Source organism: Streptomyces fructofermentans (assembly GCF_014651055.1).
GTDB classification, from domain to species: domain Bacteria; phylum Actinomycetota; class Actinomycetes; order Streptomycetales; family Streptomycetaceae; genus Streptomyces; species Streptomyces fructofermentans.
In genome coordinates this window covers 144,658-160,887 of record NZ_BMWD01000013.1, presented here as the reverse complement: position 1 = coordinate 160,887, position 16,230 = coordinate 144,658, and the positions used below count along the sequence as shown (strand labels likewise).

15 protein-coding genes are annotated in these 16,230 nt (G+C 72.7%); 8 read left to right on the top strand and 7 right to left on the bottom strand.

Annotated elements, in window-relative coordinates:
• The first annotated feature begins 116 nt into the window (after positions 1 to 116).
• The 3 genes from exaC (at position 117) to IE265_RS19695 (ending at position 3,584) form a co-directional block, all read left to right on the top strand.
• Positions 117 to 1,640, top strand: a complete 1,524-nt coding sequence (gene exaC, locus IE265_RS19705; protein ID WP_190036938.1) for an acetaldehyde dehydrogenase ExaC — start codon at positions 117 to 119, stop codon at positions 1,638 to 1,640.
• A gap of 204 nt (positions 1,641 to 1,844) precedes the next feature.
• Positions 1,845 to 2,204 carry a DUF779 domain-containing protein gene (locus tag IE265_RS19700; RefSeq protein ID WP_190036937.1) on the top strand — a complete coding sequence of 120 codons (360 nt, stop codon included), beginning with the start codon at positions 1,845 to 1,847 and terminating at the stop codon, positions 2,202 to 2,204.
• An 81-nt stretch (positions 2,205 to 2,285) separates the two neighbouring features.
• Positions 2,286 to 3,584, top strand: a complete 1,299-nt coding sequence (locus tag IE265_RS19695; RefSeq protein WP_190036936.1) for a phosphodiester glycosidase family protein — start codon at positions 2,286 to 2,288, stop codon at positions 3,582 to 3,584.
• Positions 3,585 to 3,632: 48 nt separating this feature from the next.
• On the opposite strand, the gene IE265_RS19690 is transcribed toward IE265_RS19695, so the two are convergent.
• The 6 genes from IE265_RS19690 to IE265_RS19665 form a co-directional block, all read right to left on the bottom strand.
• Positions 3,633 to 3,827, bottom strand: coding sequence for a hypothetical protein (locus tag IE265_RS19690; protein WP_190036935.1), 195 nt, complete (start codon positions 3,825 to 3,827; stop codon positions 3,633 to 3,635).
• Positions 3,828 to 3,950: 123 nt separating this feature from the next.
• The gene (locus tag IE265_RS19685) at positions 3,951 to 4,814 is read right to left on the bottom strand and encodes a phosphatidylinositol-specific phospholipase C/glycerophosphodiester phosphodiesterase family protein (protein ID WP_190036934.1); all 864 of its coding nucleotides are present in this window, start codon (positions 4,812 to 4,814) and stop codon (positions 3,951 to 3,953) included.
• Between the two features lie 215 nt (positions 4,815 to 5,029).
• Positions 5,030 to 6,133 carry an acyl-CoA dehydrogenase family protein gene (locus tag IE265_RS19680; RefSeq protein WP_229916302.1) on the bottom strand — a complete coding sequence of 368 codons (1,104 nt, stop codon included), beginning with the start codon at positions 6,131 to 6,133 and terminating at the stop codon, positions 5,030 to 5,032.
• Positions 6,134 to 6,273: 140 nt separating this feature from the next.
• The gene (locus IE265_RS19675; RefSeq protein WP_190036932.1) at positions 6,274 to 7,455 is read right to left on the bottom strand and encodes an acyl-CoA dehydrogenase family protein; all 1,182 of its coding nucleotides are present in this window, start codon (positions 7,453 to 7,455) and stop codon (positions 6,274 to 6,276) included.
• On the bottom strand, positions 7,452 to 8,429 hold the full coding sequence (locus IE265_RS19670; protein ID WP_190036931.1) for an NADPH:quinone oxidoreductase family protein: 978 nt from the start codon (positions 8,427 to 8,429) through the stop codon (positions 7,452 to 7,454). The genes IE265_RS19675 and IE265_RS19670 overlap by 4 nt, the downstream gene beginning before the upstream one ends.
• A gap of 296 nt (positions 8,430 to 8,725) precedes the next feature.
• Positions 8,726 to 9,403, bottom strand: a complete 678-nt coding sequence (locus tag IE265_RS19665; RefSeq protein ID WP_229916297.1) for a helix-turn-helix domain-containing protein — start codon at positions 9,401 to 9,403, stop codon at positions 8,726 to 8,728.
• 78 nt (positions 9,404 to 9,481) lie between these two features.
• On the opposite strand from IE265_RS19665, the gene IE265_RS19660 reads away from it, so the two are divergent.
• The 5 genes from IE265_RS19660 to IE265_RS19640 all read left to right on the top strand — a co-directional run bounded on the left by IE265_RS19660 (position 9,482) and on the right by IE265_RS19640 (position 14,426).
• Positions 9,482 to 10,417 carry an NAD(P)/FAD-dependent oxidoreductase gene (locus IE265_RS19660; protein WP_190036930.1) on the top strand — a complete coding sequence of 312 codons (936 nt, stop codon included), beginning with the start codon at positions 9,482 to 9,484 and terminating at the stop codon, positions 10,415 to 10,417.
• Positions 10,418 to 10,642: 225 nt separating this feature from the next.
• Positions 10,643 to 12,190, top strand: a complete 1,548-nt coding sequence (locus tag IE265_RS19655; protein ID WP_190036929.1) for an ATP-dependent DNA ligase — start codon at positions 10,643 to 10,645, stop codon at positions 12,188 to 12,190.
• Positions 12,187 to 12,663, top strand: a complete 477-nt coding sequence (locus tag IE265_RS19650; RefSeq protein WP_190036928.1) for an NUDIX hydrolase — start codon at positions 12,187 to 12,189, stop codon at positions 12,661 to 12,663. The genes IE265_RS19655 and IE265_RS19650 overlap by 4 nt, the downstream gene beginning before the upstream one ends.
• A gap of 112 nt (positions 12,664 to 12,775) precedes the next feature.
• A complete protein-coding gene (locus IE265_RS19645) occupies positions 12,776 to 14,161 on the top strand; it encodes an NADP-dependent succinic semialdehyde dehydrogenase (protein WP_190036927.1) in 1,386 nt (461 codons plus the stop codon).
• Positions 14,162 to 14,186: 25 nt separating this feature from the next.
• Positions 14,187 to 14,426, top strand: coding sequence for a DUF6213 family protein (locus tag IE265_RS19640; RefSeq protein ID WP_190036926.1), 240 nt, complete (start codon positions 14,187 to 14,189; stop codon positions 14,424 to 14,426).
• Positions 14,427 to 14,983: 557 nt separating this feature from the next.
• Here IE265_RS19640 and IE265_RS19635 read toward each other — a convergent pair.
• On the bottom strand, positions 14,984 to 16,213 hold the full coding sequence (locus tag IE265_RS19635) for an acyl-CoA dehydrogenase family protein (RefSeq protein ID WP_190036925.1): 1,230 nt from the start codon (positions 16,211 to 16,213) through the stop codon (positions 14,984 to 14,986).
• Positions 16,214 to 16,230 lie beyond the last annotated feature (17 nt).

Sequence of the window (16,230 nt, the reverse complement as noted above, 5' to 3'; positions counted from 1 at the left end):
CCCTCACAGCCCGCGCCCCCACACCCTCCCCGCAACGTACCTGCAACGTCCGCGTCCCTACTCTCGCGCCGAGAGCCGTCCAACGGCGGGCGGTCCTTCCACGGGAGGCAGAGCACATGACCCGTTACGCGGCGCCCGGCACCGAGGGCGCGATCGTCTCCTACCAGGCGCGGTACGACCACTTCATCGGCGGCGAGTACGTCCCTCCGGCCCGCGGTCAGTATTTCGAGAACCCGAGTCCGGTGAACGGGCAGCCGTTCACCGAGGTGGCGCGAGGTACGGCGGAGGACGTGGAGCGCGCGTTGGACGCGGCGCACGCGGCCGCTCCCGCCTGGGGCCGTACGTCGGTGGGCGCTCGTTCCGACATCCTCCTCAAGGTCGCCGACCGGATGGAGGCGAATCTGGAGAAGCTCGCGGTCGCGGAGAGCTGGGAGAACGGCAAGCCGGTGCGTGAGACGCTGGCGGCGGACATCCCGCTCGCCATCGATCACTTCCGCTACTTCGCGGGGGCGATCCGCGCGCAGGAGGGATCGCTGGGCGAGGTCGACGACGACACGGTGGCGTACCACTTCCACGAGCCGCTGGGTGTCGTCGCGCAGATCATCCCGTGGAACTTCCCGATTCTGATGGCGGTGTGGAAGCTGGCTCCCGCGCTCGCCGCGGGCAACGCGGTGGTGCTGAAGCCCGCGGAGCAGACCCCGGCGTCCATCCACTACTGGTTGAGCCTGGTCTCGGACCTCTTGCCGCCGGGTGTGCTGAACATCGTGAACGGCTTCGGTGTGGAGGCGGGCAAGCCTCTCGCGTCCAGTCCTCGGGTGGCCAAGGTCGCGTTCACGGGCGAGACCACGACGGGGCGGTTGATCATGCAGTACGCCGCCGAGAACATCAAGCCGGTGACGCTGGAGCTGGGTGGCAAGTCGCCGAACATCTTCTTCGACGACGTGTGGTCGCGGGACGACGACTTCCGGGACAAGGCTCTGGAAGGGTTCACGATGTTCGCCCTGAATCAGGGTGAGGTGTGTACGTGTCCTTCGCGGGCGCTCGTCCAGCAGGGTCACTACAGCGAGTTCATCGAGGCGGCGGTCGAGCGTACCGAGTTGATCAAGCCGGGGCATCCGCTGGACACGGACACGATGATCGGCGCGCAGGCGTCCAACGACCAGTTGGAGAAGATCCTGTCGTATCTGGACATCGGCCAGCAGGAGGGCGCCAAGGTTCTGACGGGCGGTCACCGTATCGAGTACGACGGTGAGCTGGCGGGCGGCTACTACGTGCAGCCGACGATCTTCGAGGGAGACAACCGGATGCGGATCTTCCAGGAGGAGATCTTCGGTCCGGTGGTGTCGGTCACGTCGTTCGCCGACTTCGACGACGCGATGAAGCTCGCGAACGACACGCTGTACGGGCTCGGCGCGGGGGTGTGGACGCGCGACATGAACACGGCGTACCGGGCCGGCCGGGCGATCCAGGCGGGCCGGGTCTGGACGAACTGCTATCACGCGTATCCGGCGCATGCCGCGTTCGGCGGCTACAAGCAGTCCGGTATCGGCCGTGAGACGCACAAGATGATGCTGGAGCACTACCAGCAGACGAAGAACCTTCTGGTGTCGTACTCGCCGAAGAAGCTGGGCTTCTTCTAGCGGTAACGGGTGTCCGGCCGGGGCGCGCGTCCCGGCCGGAGGCCGCTTCCGGCGCCCACCGTGGGTATGTCACGTGCATTCGGTCGGTCCGGGCACGGCCGCCGCCCCCACCCTCTACCCCCTGCCCTCCGCCCTCCGCCCCCGCACTCTCCACCTGCCCCCTGCCCCTGCCCCCTGCCCCAGAGCGACGAGGAGTGATGCACGGTGACCTCTTCCGCCCCGCGTGTCGAGTTGACGCCCGCGGCCGCCGAGCTGCTGCTCCGGCTGCGCGGCACGCACGGCCCGCTGATGTTCCATCAGTCCGGCGGCTGCTGCGACGGCAGTGCGCCGATGTGCTATCCGGCGGGCGAGTTCCGGACAGGCGGTTCGGACGTCATGCTCGCCTCGCTGGTCGTGGAGGGGGTGGCGGAGCCGGTGGAGTTCTGGATGTCGAAGAGCCAGTACGAGGTGTGGAGCCACACCCGGCTGATCATCGACGTGGTGGCGGGCCGGGGCAGTGGCTTCTCCCTGGAGGCACCCGAAGGGGTGCGTTTCCTGACGCGTTCGCGCCTCGTCGGCACGTAGTGGCCCTCCCGTCCGCCGCCTTGTGGTGAACTCCCCCGTGTCCTGAGCCATTTGAGGAGACAGCGGAGAGAGCAGGGCAGCGTGGGACGACGCACCGGACGACTCAGAACCGCATGGACCGTCTTCGCCGCTTGGAGCGCGCTGGCCGGTGCCGCCCTCGCCGGGGCGGCACCGGCCGACGCGTCACCGGACGGATCGGTGACGGGGTATCACCGGATCGCACCCGGGGTGCGGTACACGGAGTTCGACATCCCGGCCGCGGCTGGTGTGGCGCACGCGCATGTGGTCAGTGTGGATCTGAGCGATCCATCGGTGCGCGTGGATCTGCTGCATCCGGGGGCGGTGGCGGCGCGGGCCACGGTGTCGCGGCTGGCCGGTGCCCAGGGTGCGGTGGCGGGTGTCAACGGCGACTTCTTCAACATCACCGAGACCCAGCATCCCGGGGTGGCGGCGACGGGTGCGCCCGTCGGCCCGGCGATCGCGGGCGGGCGCACGCTGAAGGCGGCGGTGCCGGACGGGCAGCGTTTCGGTCCCGCTCTGCCGCCGGGTACGAGTACGCGGGACGTGCTCGGGGTGGGGACCGACGGGAAGGCCCGCCTGGACAGTCTGGCGCTGGACGGTTCGGTGGAGACGGCGGCGACTCGGCTTCCGCTCGGGGGGCTCAACCAGTACGCGTTGCCCGTCGGGTCCGTCGGCGCGTTCACGTCGGACTGGGGCAGTGTCTCGCGGGTGCGCGCGACCTGTGGCACGGACACCGACCGGGCCGCGCCCTGCAGTGCGGACACGCACGAGGTGACGGTCCGGGACGGTGTGGTCGCCTCGACGGCGGACGCGCCCGGCAGCGGGCCGATCACGTCGGGCAGCACGGTTCTGGTGGGCCGTGAGGCGGGTGCGCAGGAGTTGCGGAAGTTGTCCGTCGGTGAGCGGGTGACCGTGCGGCACCAGTTGGTCGCGGCCTCGTCCGGGGTTCCGTACCGCTTCGTCGTGGGCGGGTATCCGGTGCTGCGGGCGGGGAAGCCGCTCGCGGGGCTCGACGGCAAGACGTCGGCGGTGCGTACGGCGGCGGGCGTTACGGACGGCGGCAACCGGCTGCTGTTGTTCGCGCTCGACGGGGCGCCCGAGTTCCGTGGCGGGCTCACGATCGCCGAAGTCGCCTCCGCCATGCGCGGTTTGGGTTCGGTCGACGCGTTCAGTCTGGACGGCGGCGGCTCGACGACTCTGGTCGCCCGGGAGCCGGGGTCGGCCTCCGCGACGGTGCGCAACCATCCCAGTGGCGGGGTGGAGCGTCCGGTGCCCAACGGCATCGGCGTGTTCTCCGCGCCCGCCGCGCCCGCCGTGTCGTCCGTGCCCTCCGTGCCCTCCGTGTCCTCCGCGGGCTGACCCGCGTGTACCGGCCCGGGTGCGGCTGGTCCGGGCCGGTGCACGGGGTCAGGGCCTGAGGTTGCTGACGATGTCGGCCGTCGCGGTGAGCCCGTCGTGGATGGTCGGGGCCATGCTGGTGCTCGCGAGGTAGAAGCCGAGCAGGACGCATACGGCGGCGTGGGAGAGCTTCAGCGCGCCGTTGCGCACGAAGACCACCGCCAGGATCAGGAGCAGTACCACCACGCTGATGGAAATCGCCATCGTCAACCTCCTCCGCCACGTCCACACCGCGGCATTCGGCCGCAAGTGTGGCGTAACTGAAGGTTCGTCCGGGCGGCTGACGTGTCCGCCGAACGTGTGTTGACTGCGTGTGACGGGTCCTTGCTAGCGGCGGTCGTGGGCGGCGAGGAAGGCCTCGAGGCCGGCGAGGTCGTCGGTGTTGAGGTGGTCGACGCCGGCGGCGACGAGTTCGCTCCAGATCGCGTCGCGTTCGGGGCCGGGCAGGTCGGGGGTGGCCCAGAAGCGGACGCGTTGTCCGCGGGAGTGGGCCGTCGAGACGATGGTCCGCAGTTCCCGCCGCTCGGTGTCCGGGAACGCGCCGATGCCGCGCCAGGTGAAGTTCAGGGTCCAGTTGTCGCTGATGAGCGGGACGAAGGAGGCCGGTGCGGCGGTGCCGAGGTCGGTGAGGCGGCCGTCGTAGAAGGCGCGTCGTACGGTCTGCGCCTCCATGGGTGTGCGCGCGGCGCGGTCGCCGGAGACGACCGCGGTGACGGGGCCGGGGCGGACTCGGCCGTGCGCGTAGGTGGTGAAGAGGTGGCGGTGGCGGCGCAGTCGGCGGTCGAGTTCGAGGTAGGTGGACGCGCCTTCGGTCTTGATGTCGATGAGGAGTTGGAGTGGTTGGTGGTGCCCTTGGTACACCGAGCCGTGGTTGGCCCTGACGCGGGCGGCGAGTGGGGCGAGGTAGAGGGATTCGAGGGTGCGGGCGGGGTCCAGGTCGGCGGGGTCGTGGGCGACGAGGAGTTCTCCGCCGACGAGGAAGATGTCGGCTTCGACGCTGGTGAAGCGGTGGTCGAGTGCGTCGAGGAGGGGGCGGGGGTGCAGGTAGTCGTTGTGCGCGTGGGCCCGCCGGAGCGGGCGGGGGTGGTGCTTCCGTGAGCCGGTCAGGGCCTGGGCCGGTGTGGCGGCGGCGCCGGTCGCGAGGGCGGCGCCGAGGACGGTGAGGGCTCTGCGGCGAGTGGTGAGGGCCATGCTCTGCCTCCCGGGGAGTGCCGTACGGGACGTCAGGAGTATGGGGTCGGGGAGGTGCCGGGAAGCAGTGGTGTGCGCGGAGTTGGCCGAGCTGCCGCTGTTCGTTCACGGTGCGGGCACGGCGAAGGCCCGCTCCTGTCCGGGGGGATGGGAGCGGGCCTTCGTACGGTGTGTGCCGGGGTGTTCGGTGGCCCCGTGGGGTCCTCCGGTCGGGGTCAGGGTGCCTGGAGGTCGACCAACTCGGCCAGGGCCTCGCGGTGACGGCCCGCGGTGCCGTAGGCGATCGAGTCGGCCTTGGCGCGCTTCAGGTAGAGGTGGGCGGGGTGTTCCCAGGTCATGCCGATGCCGCCGTGGAGTTGGAGTGCCTCCTCGGCCGCGTGGACGGCGACGGGTGCGGCGTACGCCTGGGCGACGGCGACTGCGATGTCCGTGTCGGGGCTCCGGGTGGCCAGTGCGTCGGCGGCGTTGCGGGCGGCGGCGCGGGTGTTGACGACTTCCAGCCACACCTGGGCGAGCCGGTGCTTGATGGACTGGAATCCGCCGACCGGGCGGTTGAACTGCTTGCGTTCCTTGAGGTAGCGGACGGTCTCGGTCAAGCACCAGTCTGCGAGGCCGAGTTGTTCGGAGGCGAGCAGTCCGGCGCCGGCTCGCAGTGCGCGGTGTACGGCTGTTTCCGCGTCCGGGGTGAGGCGTCGGGCGGGGGCGGCGTCGAGGCTCACACGGGCGATGGGGCGGGTGAGGTCGAGGGCGGTCTGCGCGGTGACGGTGACGCCGGGGGCGTCGGTGTCGACGGCGTACAGGGCGCCGTCGTCGCCGGGGACGAGCAGTACGTCGGCGGTGGCCGCGTCGGCGATGCCGGTCAACTCTCCGTGCAGGGTGCCGTCTTGGTGGCGTACGGCCTTGAGGGGTGCGGCGGGTCCGGCGGACAGCGGTACGGCGAGTGCGCCGGTCGTGCGGCCGGTGGCCAGTGCGGTGAGCAGGGTGGTGGCGGCGTCGCTGTCGCAGGCGAGCAGTGCCTCGGTGGCGACGACGGCGCTGGTGAGGTAGGGGACGGGGGCGACGAAACGCCCCAACTCCTCGAGTACGACGGCTGCTTCGCGGTGGGTGGCGCCCTGGCCGCCGAGTGCTTCGGGGACGAGGAGTCCCGCGAGGCCCATGCTGTCGCCGAGGGCTTTCCACAGCTCGGGGTCGTGCGGCCGGTCCGACTCGGTGCGGGCGATGACGGCGGGTGCGTCGCACTGGTCGGTGAGGAGGTCGCGTACGGCGGCGCGGAGCGCTTCCTCGTCCTCCGAGTACAGCAGGTCGGGCGTCTTTCCCACCGGGTTGCCGGAGCCGTTCGGGTTGTCGGAGCCGTTCGGGTTGTCGGTGCCGTTCGGGTTGCCGGAGCGGGCGGTGGCCCCGGGGCTCCGGGGAGTCGCGGGGCTCTCGGTGCCTGCCAGGCTCTCGGGGCTCTCGGGGCTCATCGTGCGAGGTCCTTCCAGGCGACGTCCTTGTCGGTGCGCGGCTCGGAGGGCAGTCCCAGCACGCGTTCGGCGACGATGTTCAGCAAAACCTCGCTGGTCCCGCCCTCGATGCTGTTGCCCTTGGAGCGGAGGTAGCGGTATCCGGCGTCACGGCCGGTGAAGTCGACGAGTTCGGGCCGGCGCATCGTCCAGTCGTCGTACAGGAGGCCTTCCTCGCCGCGGAGTTCGACCTCCAGGCCGCTGATCTCCTGGTTGAGGCGGGCGAAGGCGAGTTTCATGCCGGAGCCCTCGGGTCCCGGCTGGCCGGCGACCATCTGCTGCCGGAGACGTTCGCCGGTGAGGCGGGCGACCTCGGCGTCGACCCAGAGTGTGAGCAGGCGCTGGTGCAGGTCCGCGGTGCGCAGTTCGGGCCGCTCGCGCCAGGTCTTCGAGACGGGGCCGATCATGCCGCCCTCGCGCGGGATGCGCATGCCGCCGATGGAGACGCGTTCGTTCATGAGCGTGGTCTGGGCGACGCGCCAGCCGTCGCCGACCTCGCCGAGGCGGTGCGCGTCGGGGATGCGGACGTCGGTGAGGAACACCTCGTTGAACTCGGCCTCGCCGGTGATCTGGCGCAGGGGCCGCACGTCGACGCCGGGGTCGGTCATGTCGCAGACGAAGTAGGTGATGCCGCGGTGCTTGGGCCGGTCGGGGTCGGTGCGGGCGATGAGGATGGCCCAGCGGGCGACGTGGGCGCTGGACGTCCACACCTTCTGGCCGTTGACGATCCAGTCGTCGCCCTCGCGTACGGCTCGGGTGCCGAGTGCCGCGAGGTCGGAGCCGGCGCCGGGTTCGCTGAAGAGCTGGCACCAGACTTCCTCGCCGACCCACAGGGGTCGCAGGAAGCGGCGCTTCTGCTCGTCGGTGCCGTAGCCGAGGATGGTCGGGGCCGCCATGCCGAGGCCGATGCCGATGCGCCGGGGGTCGTTGTCGGGGGCGCCCGCGGCCTCCAGTTCGGTGTCGACGACGGCTTGGAGGGAGCGTGGGGCGGCGAGGCCGCCGAGGCCCTCGGGGTAGTGCACCCAGGCCAGTCCGGCGTCGAAGCGGGCTTTGAGGAAGTCGAGGCGGTCGGTGGTCGCGGGCGGGTTGGCCGCGAGCAACTCGGCGGTGCGGCGGCGGAGTTCGGCGGCGTCGGTCATGCGCCGGCTCCGTTCCGCAGGGCGGGCAGCACGGTGACGCGGCCGGTGGTGACGCCGTCGGCCACTCGCTGGACGGCGTCGGCGGCACCGCTGAGCGCTACGCGTTCGCTGATGAGCGGCTTGATCGCGCCGCGGGCGGCGAGTTCGGTGAGCTGCTCGTGGCAGTGCAGGACGAGTTTGGGGTTCTTGGTGTTGTAGAGGCCCCAGTGCAGGCCCAGGATGGCGTAGTTCTTCACGAGGGCGTGGTTGAGGCCCGGGTTGGGGATGGTGCCACTGGCGAAGCCGACGACGACGATGCGGCCCTCGAAGGCGACGACCTTGGTGGACTGCGTGTAGGCGTCGCCGCCGACGGGGTCGTAGACGACGTCGGCGCCCCGGCCGCCGGTGGCTTCCTTGACGGCGGCGACGACGTCCTCGGTCCGGCGGTCGACGACCACGTCGCAGCCGAGTTCGCGGGCGACGGCGACCTTGTCGGCGCCGCCGACCACGCCGATGACACGGGCGCCGGCGGCCTTGCCGAGCTGCACGGCGGCGGAGCCGACTCCGCCGGCGGCGGCGTGCACGAGCAGGGTCTCGCCGGCTTCCAGGTGTGCGCGCCGGTGGAGGCCGAACCAGCCGGTCTGGTAGCCGATGTGCAGGGCGGCGGCCTCGGCGTCGTCGAGCGACTCGGGGGCGGGCAGCAGTGCCGCGGAGTCCGCGACGGCGTATTCGGCGAAGCCTCCGTGCGGGAGGGCGGGGTTGGCGATGACGCGTCGGCCGTCCTCGGTCTCGCCGCAGATCTCGACGCCGGGGGTGAACGGCATCGGCGGCCTGACCTGGTACTGGCCGCGGCACATCAGGGCGTCCGGGAAGTTGATGTTCGCGGCGCGCACCTTGAGGAGGACCTGCCCGTCGCCGGGGACGGGTCGCTCCACGTCCGCGAGGCGCATCACCTCGCCGGGCTCACCGGTCTGACGCACTTGCCATGCCTGCATGCGGGGCCTCCACGGGACTGTGTTCGTTTCGTTCGCCTCGGGGACGTGTCCGCCCGGACGTCCGTGCGCCGTCGGGGCGTGCGGGCGTCGTCGGGCGTGGGTCCGCGCCGGGGCGTCCTGTGCGCCCCGGTGGCGTTCACGTCGGGCCGTTCGCGTCGGGGGCCCGCGGCGGGTGCCGGTGCGCCGACCGCGACCGGGCCCTCGGTGTCCGCGTGCCCCGTCGGCTTCCGTGCCGTCCGAACGGGCTCCACCGCATACTAAGCGGTCGCTTGCCGATCAGGGAACAGTCTCGTCCGTCACGGTCGCCGGGTGGACGGGCGCGCCCTCACGTGCATCCGCTCGCCCTGCGGTCCGAACAGGCTCAGGAACTCCACCGGCCCCTCCCCCGTCGATCCGAACCAGTGCGGGACCCGCGTGTCGAACTCGGCGGCCTCTCCCGCGCTCAGCACCACGTCGTGGTCGCCGAGGACGAGGCGCAGCCGCCCGGAGAGCACGTAGAGCCATTCGTAGCCCTCGTGGGTGCGGGGCTCCGGCTCGTCGTTGCGCATGGGTTCGAGCACCTTGAACGCCTGGAGTCCGCCGGGCTGACGGGTGAGCGGCCAGTGCGTGCGGCCGTACCGGACGATGGGCTTGGACCGGACGCGCGGGTCGCCCACGGGCGGCGCGCCCACGAGTTCGTCGAGCGGGACCTGGTGGGCGCGGGCGATGGGCAGCAGGAGTTCGAGGCTGGGTTTGCGCAGTCCGGACTCGAGGCGGGAGAGGGTGCTCACGGAGATGCCGGTGGCGGTGGACAGTCCGGCGAGGGTGGCGCCGCGCTCCTTGCGGATGCGGCGCAGGCGCGGGCCGACCTCGGCGAGGACCTCGTCGGTGCCGGCTTCCCCGTGGTCCTCGCGGCCTTCGTGCTCGTGCCGCTCCTCCTGTTCGTCACGCTCGTCGCGGTCGTGGCGGTCGTCGCGTTCCTCGTGCTCGTTCATGCCCGTATTGCAGTTTCGGCAAAGCTGTTTGTCAATATGGCAGGGCCGGGAGGACCTTCGGTGGTGGAGGTGGTCACCATGACCGAGAGGTACGAAGTGGTCGTCGTCGGCGGCGGTGCGGCGGGGCTCTCCGCCGCGCTCGTCCTGGGCCGTGCGCGGCGCCGGGTGCTCGTCGTCGACGGCGGCGAGCCGCGCAACGCGCCGGCGGCGCACATGCAGGGCTATCTGTCGCGGGACGGGATGTCGCCGGGGGAGTTCCTGGCCGTGGGGCGCGAGGAGATCGCCCGCTACGGCGTCGAGCTCGTACGGGACTGGGTGCTGGACGTGGTGCGGGACGCGGACGGCGAGTTCGACGTGACGCTGGAGGGCGGGCGCACGGTGCGCGCGCGCCGGCTGTTCGTCGGCACCGGGCTCGCGGACGAGCTTCCGGAGGTGCCGGGGGTGGCCGAGCGGTTCGGCCGGGACGTCCTGCACTGCCCGTACTGCCACGGGTGGGAGGTACGGGACCGGGCCTTCGGCGTGCTGGCCACGAGCCCGATGGGCGTGCACCAGGCGCTGATGGTCTCGCAGTGGTCCAAGGACGTGGTCCTGTTCCTGCACACGGTGTCCGAGGACGGGCTCGCGGACGAGGACCTGCGCAGGCTGGCGGCGGCCGGGGTCTCCGTGGTGCCGGGCGAGGTCGCCGGTCTGGCCGTCGAGGACGACCGGCTCACCGGGGTGCGCCTGGCGGACGGCACGGTGCACGCGCGTTCGGTGCTGTTCGTGGCGCCGCGGGCCGTTCCGCGCACGGGGCTGCTGGAGCGGCTGGGCGCCGAGCTGGAGGAGACGCCGTTCGGCGCGTATCCCGTGGTGGACGCGACGGGCCTGACCTCGGTGCCGGGCGTCTGGGCGGCGGGCAACGCGACCGGGTTCGCCGAGCAGGTCGTGAACGCGGCGAGCGGCGGTTACCGGGCGGGTGCCACGATCAACGGCGAGCTGCTCTTCGCGGACCTGGACGCGTCCACCGGGAGCTAGCCGCGGCCCGCACCGGGCCACCGGTGGCCCGGTGCGGGCACCGAGTGCGGAGGGGCCGCCGGTTCCGGTGGGCCCGCGTGGGCCCGCGTGGGCACGGACGGAGTGCGGGACAGGCGGCTGCGGGAGGGGCACGGCTCTCTTGGCCGCAGGAGGCCGCCGGGGTCGTGGCGGGGCGGGCGCGGGCGCCCGGGTGTGCGGCGGGCCCCCGCGTTGCACGATGGCTGCATGCTGCTGAGCCGGCTCGCCCACGTGTCCCAGGAGGTCGCCGCCACCTCGGCGCGGTCCCGGAAGATCGCTCTGCTCGCGGAGCTGTTCCGGGACGCCGGGGCGGAGGACGCGCCCGTCGTCATCCCGTACCTGGCGGGCCGCCTGCCGCAGGGCCGGCTGGGCGTCGGCTGGAAGATCCTGTCCGCGCCCGTGCCGCCGGCCGAGGAGCCCACGCTCACCGTCCTGGAGGTCGACGCCCGCCTCTCCCGGCTCGCGGAGGTGTCCGGCCCGGGTTCGCAGGCCGAGCGGGCCCGGCTGGTCGCGGACCTCATGGGCTCGGCCACCGCCGCCGAGCAGCGGTTCCTGCTCGGCCTGATCGGCGGCGAGGTGCGCCAGGGGGCGCTCGACGCGGTCGCCGTCGAGGGCCTGGCCCGGGCGACCGGCGCGCCCCCGGACGGCGTGCGGCGGGCGGTGATGCTGGCCGGGTCGCTCCCGGCGGTGGCGCGGCGGCTGCTCGCCGGGGGGCCGGAGGTGCTCGGCGAGTTCCGGCTGACCGTCGGGCGTCCGGTCCTGCCGATGCTGGCGCACAGCGCCCGCTCGGTCGCCGAGGGGGTGGAGAGGCTGGGTGCCTGCGCGGTGGAGGAGAAGCTGGACGGCATCCGGGTCCAGGTCCACCGCGACGGCGACTCCGTGCACCTGTACACGCGCACCCTGGACGACATCACCGACCGGTTGCCGGAGGTCGCCGCCGCGGTGCGCGGGCTGCGGGGCGAGCGGTTCGTCCTGGACGGCGAGGTCCTCGCGCTGGGCGCGGACGGGCGGCCCCGCTCGTTCCAGGAGACGGCCGGGCGGGTGGGTTCGCGGGTGGACGTGGCGTCGGCCGCGGAGGCGGTGCCCGTCTCCCCCGTCTTCTTCGACGCCCTGTCGGTGGACGGCCGCGACCTGCTCGACCTGCCCTTCGCCGAGCGCCGTACGGAGCTGGAGGGGCTGGTGCCCGAGCCGATGCGTGTCCGGCGCGTCGTCGTGGCCGACCCGGCCGACGAGGGGGCCGGGGCCGCCGCGGAACGGTTCCTCGCCGACACTCTGGCGCGCGGTCACGAGGGGGTGGTGCTGAAGGCCCTGGACGCCCCGTACAGCGCCGGGCGGCGCGGCGCGTCCTGGCTCAAGGTGAAGCCGGTGCACACGCTGGACCTGGTCGTGCTGGCCGCCGAGTGGGGGCACGGGCGGCGCACGGGAAAGCTCTCCAACCTGCATCTGGGGGCGCGTGGCGCGGACGGCTCGTTCGTGATGCTCGGCAAGACGTTCAAGGGCATGACGGACGCGATGCTGGCCTGGCAGACCGAGCGGCTGCGGGGGCTCGCCATGGAGGACGGCGGGCATGTGGTGACCGTACGGCCCGAGCTGGTCGTGGAGATCGCGTACGACGGTCTGCAGCGTTCCACGCGCTATCCGGCGGGTGTGACGCTCCGCTTCGCCCGCGTCGTGCGCTACCGCGAGGACAAGACCGCCGCGGAGGCCGACACCGTCGAGACCCTGCTCGCCGCGCACCCGGAGGCCGCCCCGTGAGGGCCCCGAAGCGCAGTGCGGGGCTGCTGCTGGTCCGGGGCGCCGGCGACACCACGGAGGTCCTGCTGGGGCACATGGGCGGGCCGTTCTTCGCGGGCCGCGAGAGCGGGGCGTGGACCGTGCCGAAGGGCGAGTACGGGCCCGACGAGACGGCCTGGGACGCGGCGCGGCGGGAGTTCACCGAGGAGCTGGGGCTCCCGCCTCCCGAGGGCCCGGTCCGTCCGCTGGGCGAGGTGACCCAGCGCAACGGCAAGATCGTCACGGTGTGGGCGGTCGAGGCGGACCTCGACACGGCGGCGTTCGCACCCGGGACGTTCACGATGGAGTGGCCGCGCGGTTCGGGGCGGATGCGGGAGTTCCCCGAGCTGGACCGGGTGGCGTGGCTGGGTCTCGACCGGGCGCGGGAGCTGCTCGTCACCGCCCAGGCGGCGTTCCTCGACCGCCTCGGGGAGCCGTCCGCGGAGGGGCCTTGACGGCGCGAGGGGCATGCGCCGGGTCCTTGCGGGTACGCGGGGCGGCCTCCGCGTTGCGGGCCGCCCCGCGGCGCGGGAGGGTCGAGGGACAGTCCGTATCAGGAGGTCGGCCATGCCCATCGCGACGGTGAACCCCGCGAACGGTGAGACGCTCAAGACGTACGACGCCTTGGGCGCCGAGGAGATCGAGCACCGGCTCGCGACCGCCGAGGCGGCGTACCGCGCGCACCGTACGACGTCGTACGCGGACCGGGCCCGGCTGCTCCGGCGCGCGGCCGATCTGCTGGACGAGGACGTGCCGGAGATCGGCCGGGTGATGACCACGGAGATGGGCAAGCCGGTGAAGCAGGCCCGCGCCGAGGCCGCCAAGTGCGCGAAGGCGATGCGCTGGTACGCCGACCATGCCGAGGAGCTCCTCGCCGACGAGGTGGCGCCCGAGTCGGCGGCTCGGGACTCGGGTGCCTCCCGGGTCCTGGTGCGGTACCGACCGCTGGGTCCCGTGCTGGCCGTGATGCCGTGGAACTTCCCGCTGTGGCAGGTGGTCCGGTTCGCGGCGCCCGCGCTCATGGCGGGCAACGTGGGGCTGCTCAAGCACGCGTCGAACGTTCCGCAGACCGCCCTGTACCTGGAGGACCTGTTCCGCAGGGCGGGCTTTCCGGAGGGCTGCTTCCAGACGCTGCTGATCGGGTCCGGAGCGGTGGAGGGCGTCCTGCGCGACCCGAGGGTCAGGGCGGCCACGCTGACCGGCAGCGAGCCGGCGGGCCGCGCGGTCGCCTCGGTCGCCGGGGACGAGGTGAAGAAGACGGTCCTGGAGCTGGGCGGCAGCGACCCCTATGTGGTGATGCCGTCGGCGGACGTCGGAGCGGCGGCGCGGACGGCGGTGACGGCCCGGGTGCAGAACAACGGGCAGTCCTGCATCGCCGCGAAGCGGTTCATCGTGCACGCCGACGTGTTCGACGCGTTCGCCGAGGCGTTCACGGCGGGCATGCGGGCGCTGCGGACGGGCGACCCGCAGGAGGAGGAAACCGACATCGGCCCGCTCGCCACGGAGCAGGGCCGCGCCGACCTGGAGGAGCTGGTGGACGACGCCGTCGAGAACGGCGCGACGGTCCTGTGCGGCGGCGAGCGCCCCGACGGGCCCGGCTGGTACTACCCGCCCACCGTCCTCGCCGACATCACTCCCGCGATGCGCGTCCACCAGGAGGAGGCGTTCGGTCCCGTGGCGACGCTGTACCGCGCCGCCGACCTCGACGAGGCGGTGTCCCTGGCCAACGACACGCCGTTCGGCCTGAGTTCGAACGTATGGACCCGCGACGAGGCCGAGGTGGAGCGTTTCGTACGCGATCTGGAGGCGGGCGGTGTCTTCGTCAACGGGATGACGGCGTCGCACCCGGCGTTCCCGTTCGGCGGGGTGAAGCGGTCGGGTTACGGACGCGAGCTGTCGGGCCACGGAATCCGCGAGTTCTGCAACATCACCACGGTATGGCACGGAGCGTGAGCGTTCCGCAGCTACGATCCCCTCTGTGAACCGCGAAGTGACCCTGCCTCTGATCGTCGACGACCGCGGCACGTTGCAGGTGACGGCCGCCGACGTCAGCAAGCTCCTGCGCACGGTGGGTGGCCGCTGGCTGCGTCTGGTCGAGGCCGGGCAGGAGGGCCTCGACGAGGACACCGTGGCCACGCTCACCATCGAACTCGCGAAGCTCGCCGACCGTATCGACGTCGCCTGCATCGCCCACAGCAGCGGTGGCGCCTCCGGCTAGGGCCGCGCCCGCCCGCCTCCGGGGTCGGGCCCCCGTGCGGGTCACGGTGGCTCGCGTCGTGCCGGCGGCCGGTGCGGCAGTCCGCGCTCCGGACGGGCCCGCCGCGGCTGGCACCGCCCCGGTCTCCGCCGCCCTGCGGCCCGGCGTTCGGGGCGGGCATCGCGGGCTCCGGCTCCTCGATTCGCCTCGCCGCGCGGGGCCGTCCCGGCGCCCCTGTCCGGCCCGCCCCGCGCCCGGGGAGACGGGCGGCGGCGCCGCAGCCGACGCCCTGGTCTCCGTTCACTCGGAGTGACGGTGACGCGCTCGGAACACCGGCCCCCGCTCGCCCCGACAGCTCCAGCGTCCACCGGTCCCGCTCGCCGCAGCCGCCCCAGGGTCGCCGACCGGTCCCGCCAGTCCTCCCCGGTCCCGCCGGAGTGCGGCCTCACGGTCCGGCCGCGGACCGGCCCCGGCCCGTGCGCGACGCCGGGGCGCCCGGAGCGCAGGACCGGCGCCGGGTCGTGCACGGTCGGCCACGGCCGGCCGACCGGCCGCAGCGGTCCGCTCCCCCTCCGACGTCAGCGGATCGGCTTGCCCGACAGCGTGCGGGCGATCACGAGCCGCTGGATCTCGCTGGTGCCCTCGAAGATCGTGTAGATCGCCGCGTCCCGGTGCATGCGCTCCACCGGGTACTCCCGCGTGTAGCCGTTGCCGCCGAGGATCTGGATGGCCTGGCCTGTCACCTTCTTCGCGGTCTCGCTGGCGTACAGCTTCGACATCGAGCCCTCGGCGGCGGTGAACGGCTTGCCGTTGACGGCCATCCAGGAGGCGCGCCAGACCAGGAGCCGGGCCGCGTCGATCTGCGTGCGCATGTCGGCGAGCTGGAAGGCGACGCCCTGGTTGTCGATGATCGGCCGGCCGAACTGCTCGCGCGTCGACGCGTAGTCGAGGGCGACCTCGTAGGCCGCGCGGGCCGTGCCGACCGCCATCGCGCCGACGGCGGGCCGGGACGCCTCGAACGTGGCCATCGCCGCGTTCTTCAGCCGCTCGCCGCCTCCCGCCCTGGCCCGCTCCCGGGCACGGGCCAGGCGCTCGTCCAGCTTCTCCTTGCCGCCGAGCAGGCAGGAGCCCGGCACGCGGGCGTTGTCGAGGACGACCTCGGCGGTGTGGGACGCGCGGATGCCGTGCTTCTTGAACTTCTGCCCCTGGGACAGTCCGGGGGTGCCCGGCGGGACGATGAAGGAGGCGTGGCCCTTCGAGCCCAGTTCGGTGTCGACGACGGCGACCACTACGTGCACGTTGGCGATGCCGCCGTTGGTCGCCCAGGTCTTGGTGCCGTTGAGGACCCACTCGTCCTTGGCCTCGTCGTAGACGGCGCGCGTCCGCATCGAGGCGACGTCGGATCCGGCGTCGGGCTCGGAGGAGCAGAACGCGGCGAGTTTGACATCGTTGGCATCGCCGTACATCTGGGGGATCCAGGTGCCGATCTGCTCCTCGGTGCCGTTGGCGAGGACCCCCACCGCGGCGAGGCCTGTGCCGACGATCGACAGGGCGATGCCCGCGTCGCCCCAGAACAGTTCCTCCATGGCCGTCGGGATGCCGAGGCCGGTGGGGTCGAAGTACTGCTGAGCGTAGAAGTCCAGGGAGTAGATGCCGACCTTGGCGGCTTCCTGGATGACGGGCCAGGGGGTCTCCTCGCGCTCGTCCCATTCGGCGGCCGCGGGGCGGATGACGTCGGCGGCGAAGCCGTGCAGCCAGTCCCGGACCTCCTTCTGTTCGTCGTTGAGCTCCATGGTGAACCCGGCCATGACCCCTCCAGCGCTGC

What these genes read in the sequence shown, in the direction of transcription:
- exaC (WP_190036938.1), top strand. Translation starts at nt 117, where the DNA reads ATGACCCGTTACGCGGCGCCCGGCACCGAGGGCGCGATCGTCTCCTAC.
- IE265_RS19690 (WP_190036935.1), bottom strand. Translation starts at nt 3,827, where the DNA reads ATGGCGATTTCCATCAGCGTGGTGGTACTGCTCCTGATCCTGGCGGTG.
- IE265_RS19685 (WP_190036934.1), bottom strand. Translation starts at nt 4,814, where the DNA reads ATGGCCCTCACCACTCGCCGCAGAGCCCTCACCGTCCTCGGCGCCGCC.
- IE265_RS19675 (WP_190036932.1), bottom strand. Translation starts at nt 7,455, where the DNA reads ATGACCGACGCCGCCGAACTCCGCCGCCGCACCGCCGAGTTGCTCGCG.
- IE265_RS19670 (WP_190036931.1), bottom strand. Translation starts at nt 8,429, where the DNA reads ATGCAGGCATGGCAAGTGCGTCAGACCGGTGAGCCCGGCGAGGTGATG.
- IE265_RS19665 (WP_229916297.1), bottom strand. Translation starts at nt 9,403, where the DNA reads ATGAACGAGCACGAGGAACGCGACGACCGCCACGACCGCGACGAGCGT.
- IE265_RS19660 (WP_190036930.1), top strand. Translation starts at nt 9,482, where the DNA reads ATGACCGAGAGGTACGAAGTGGTCGTCGTCGGCGGCGGTGCGGCGGGG.
- IE265_RS19655 (WP_190036929.1), top strand. Translation starts at nt 10,643, where the DNA reads ATGCTGCTGAGCCGGCTCGCCCACGTGTCCCAGGAGGTCGCCGCCACC.
- IE265_RS19645 (WP_190036927.1), top strand. Translation starts at nt 12,776, where the DNA reads ATGCCCATCGCGACGGTGAACCCCGCGAACGGTGAGACGCTCAAGACG.
- IE265_RS19635 (WP_190036925.1), bottom strand. Translation starts at nt 16,213, where the DNA reads ATGGCCGGGTTCACCATGGAGCTCAACGACGAACAGAAGGAGGTCCGG.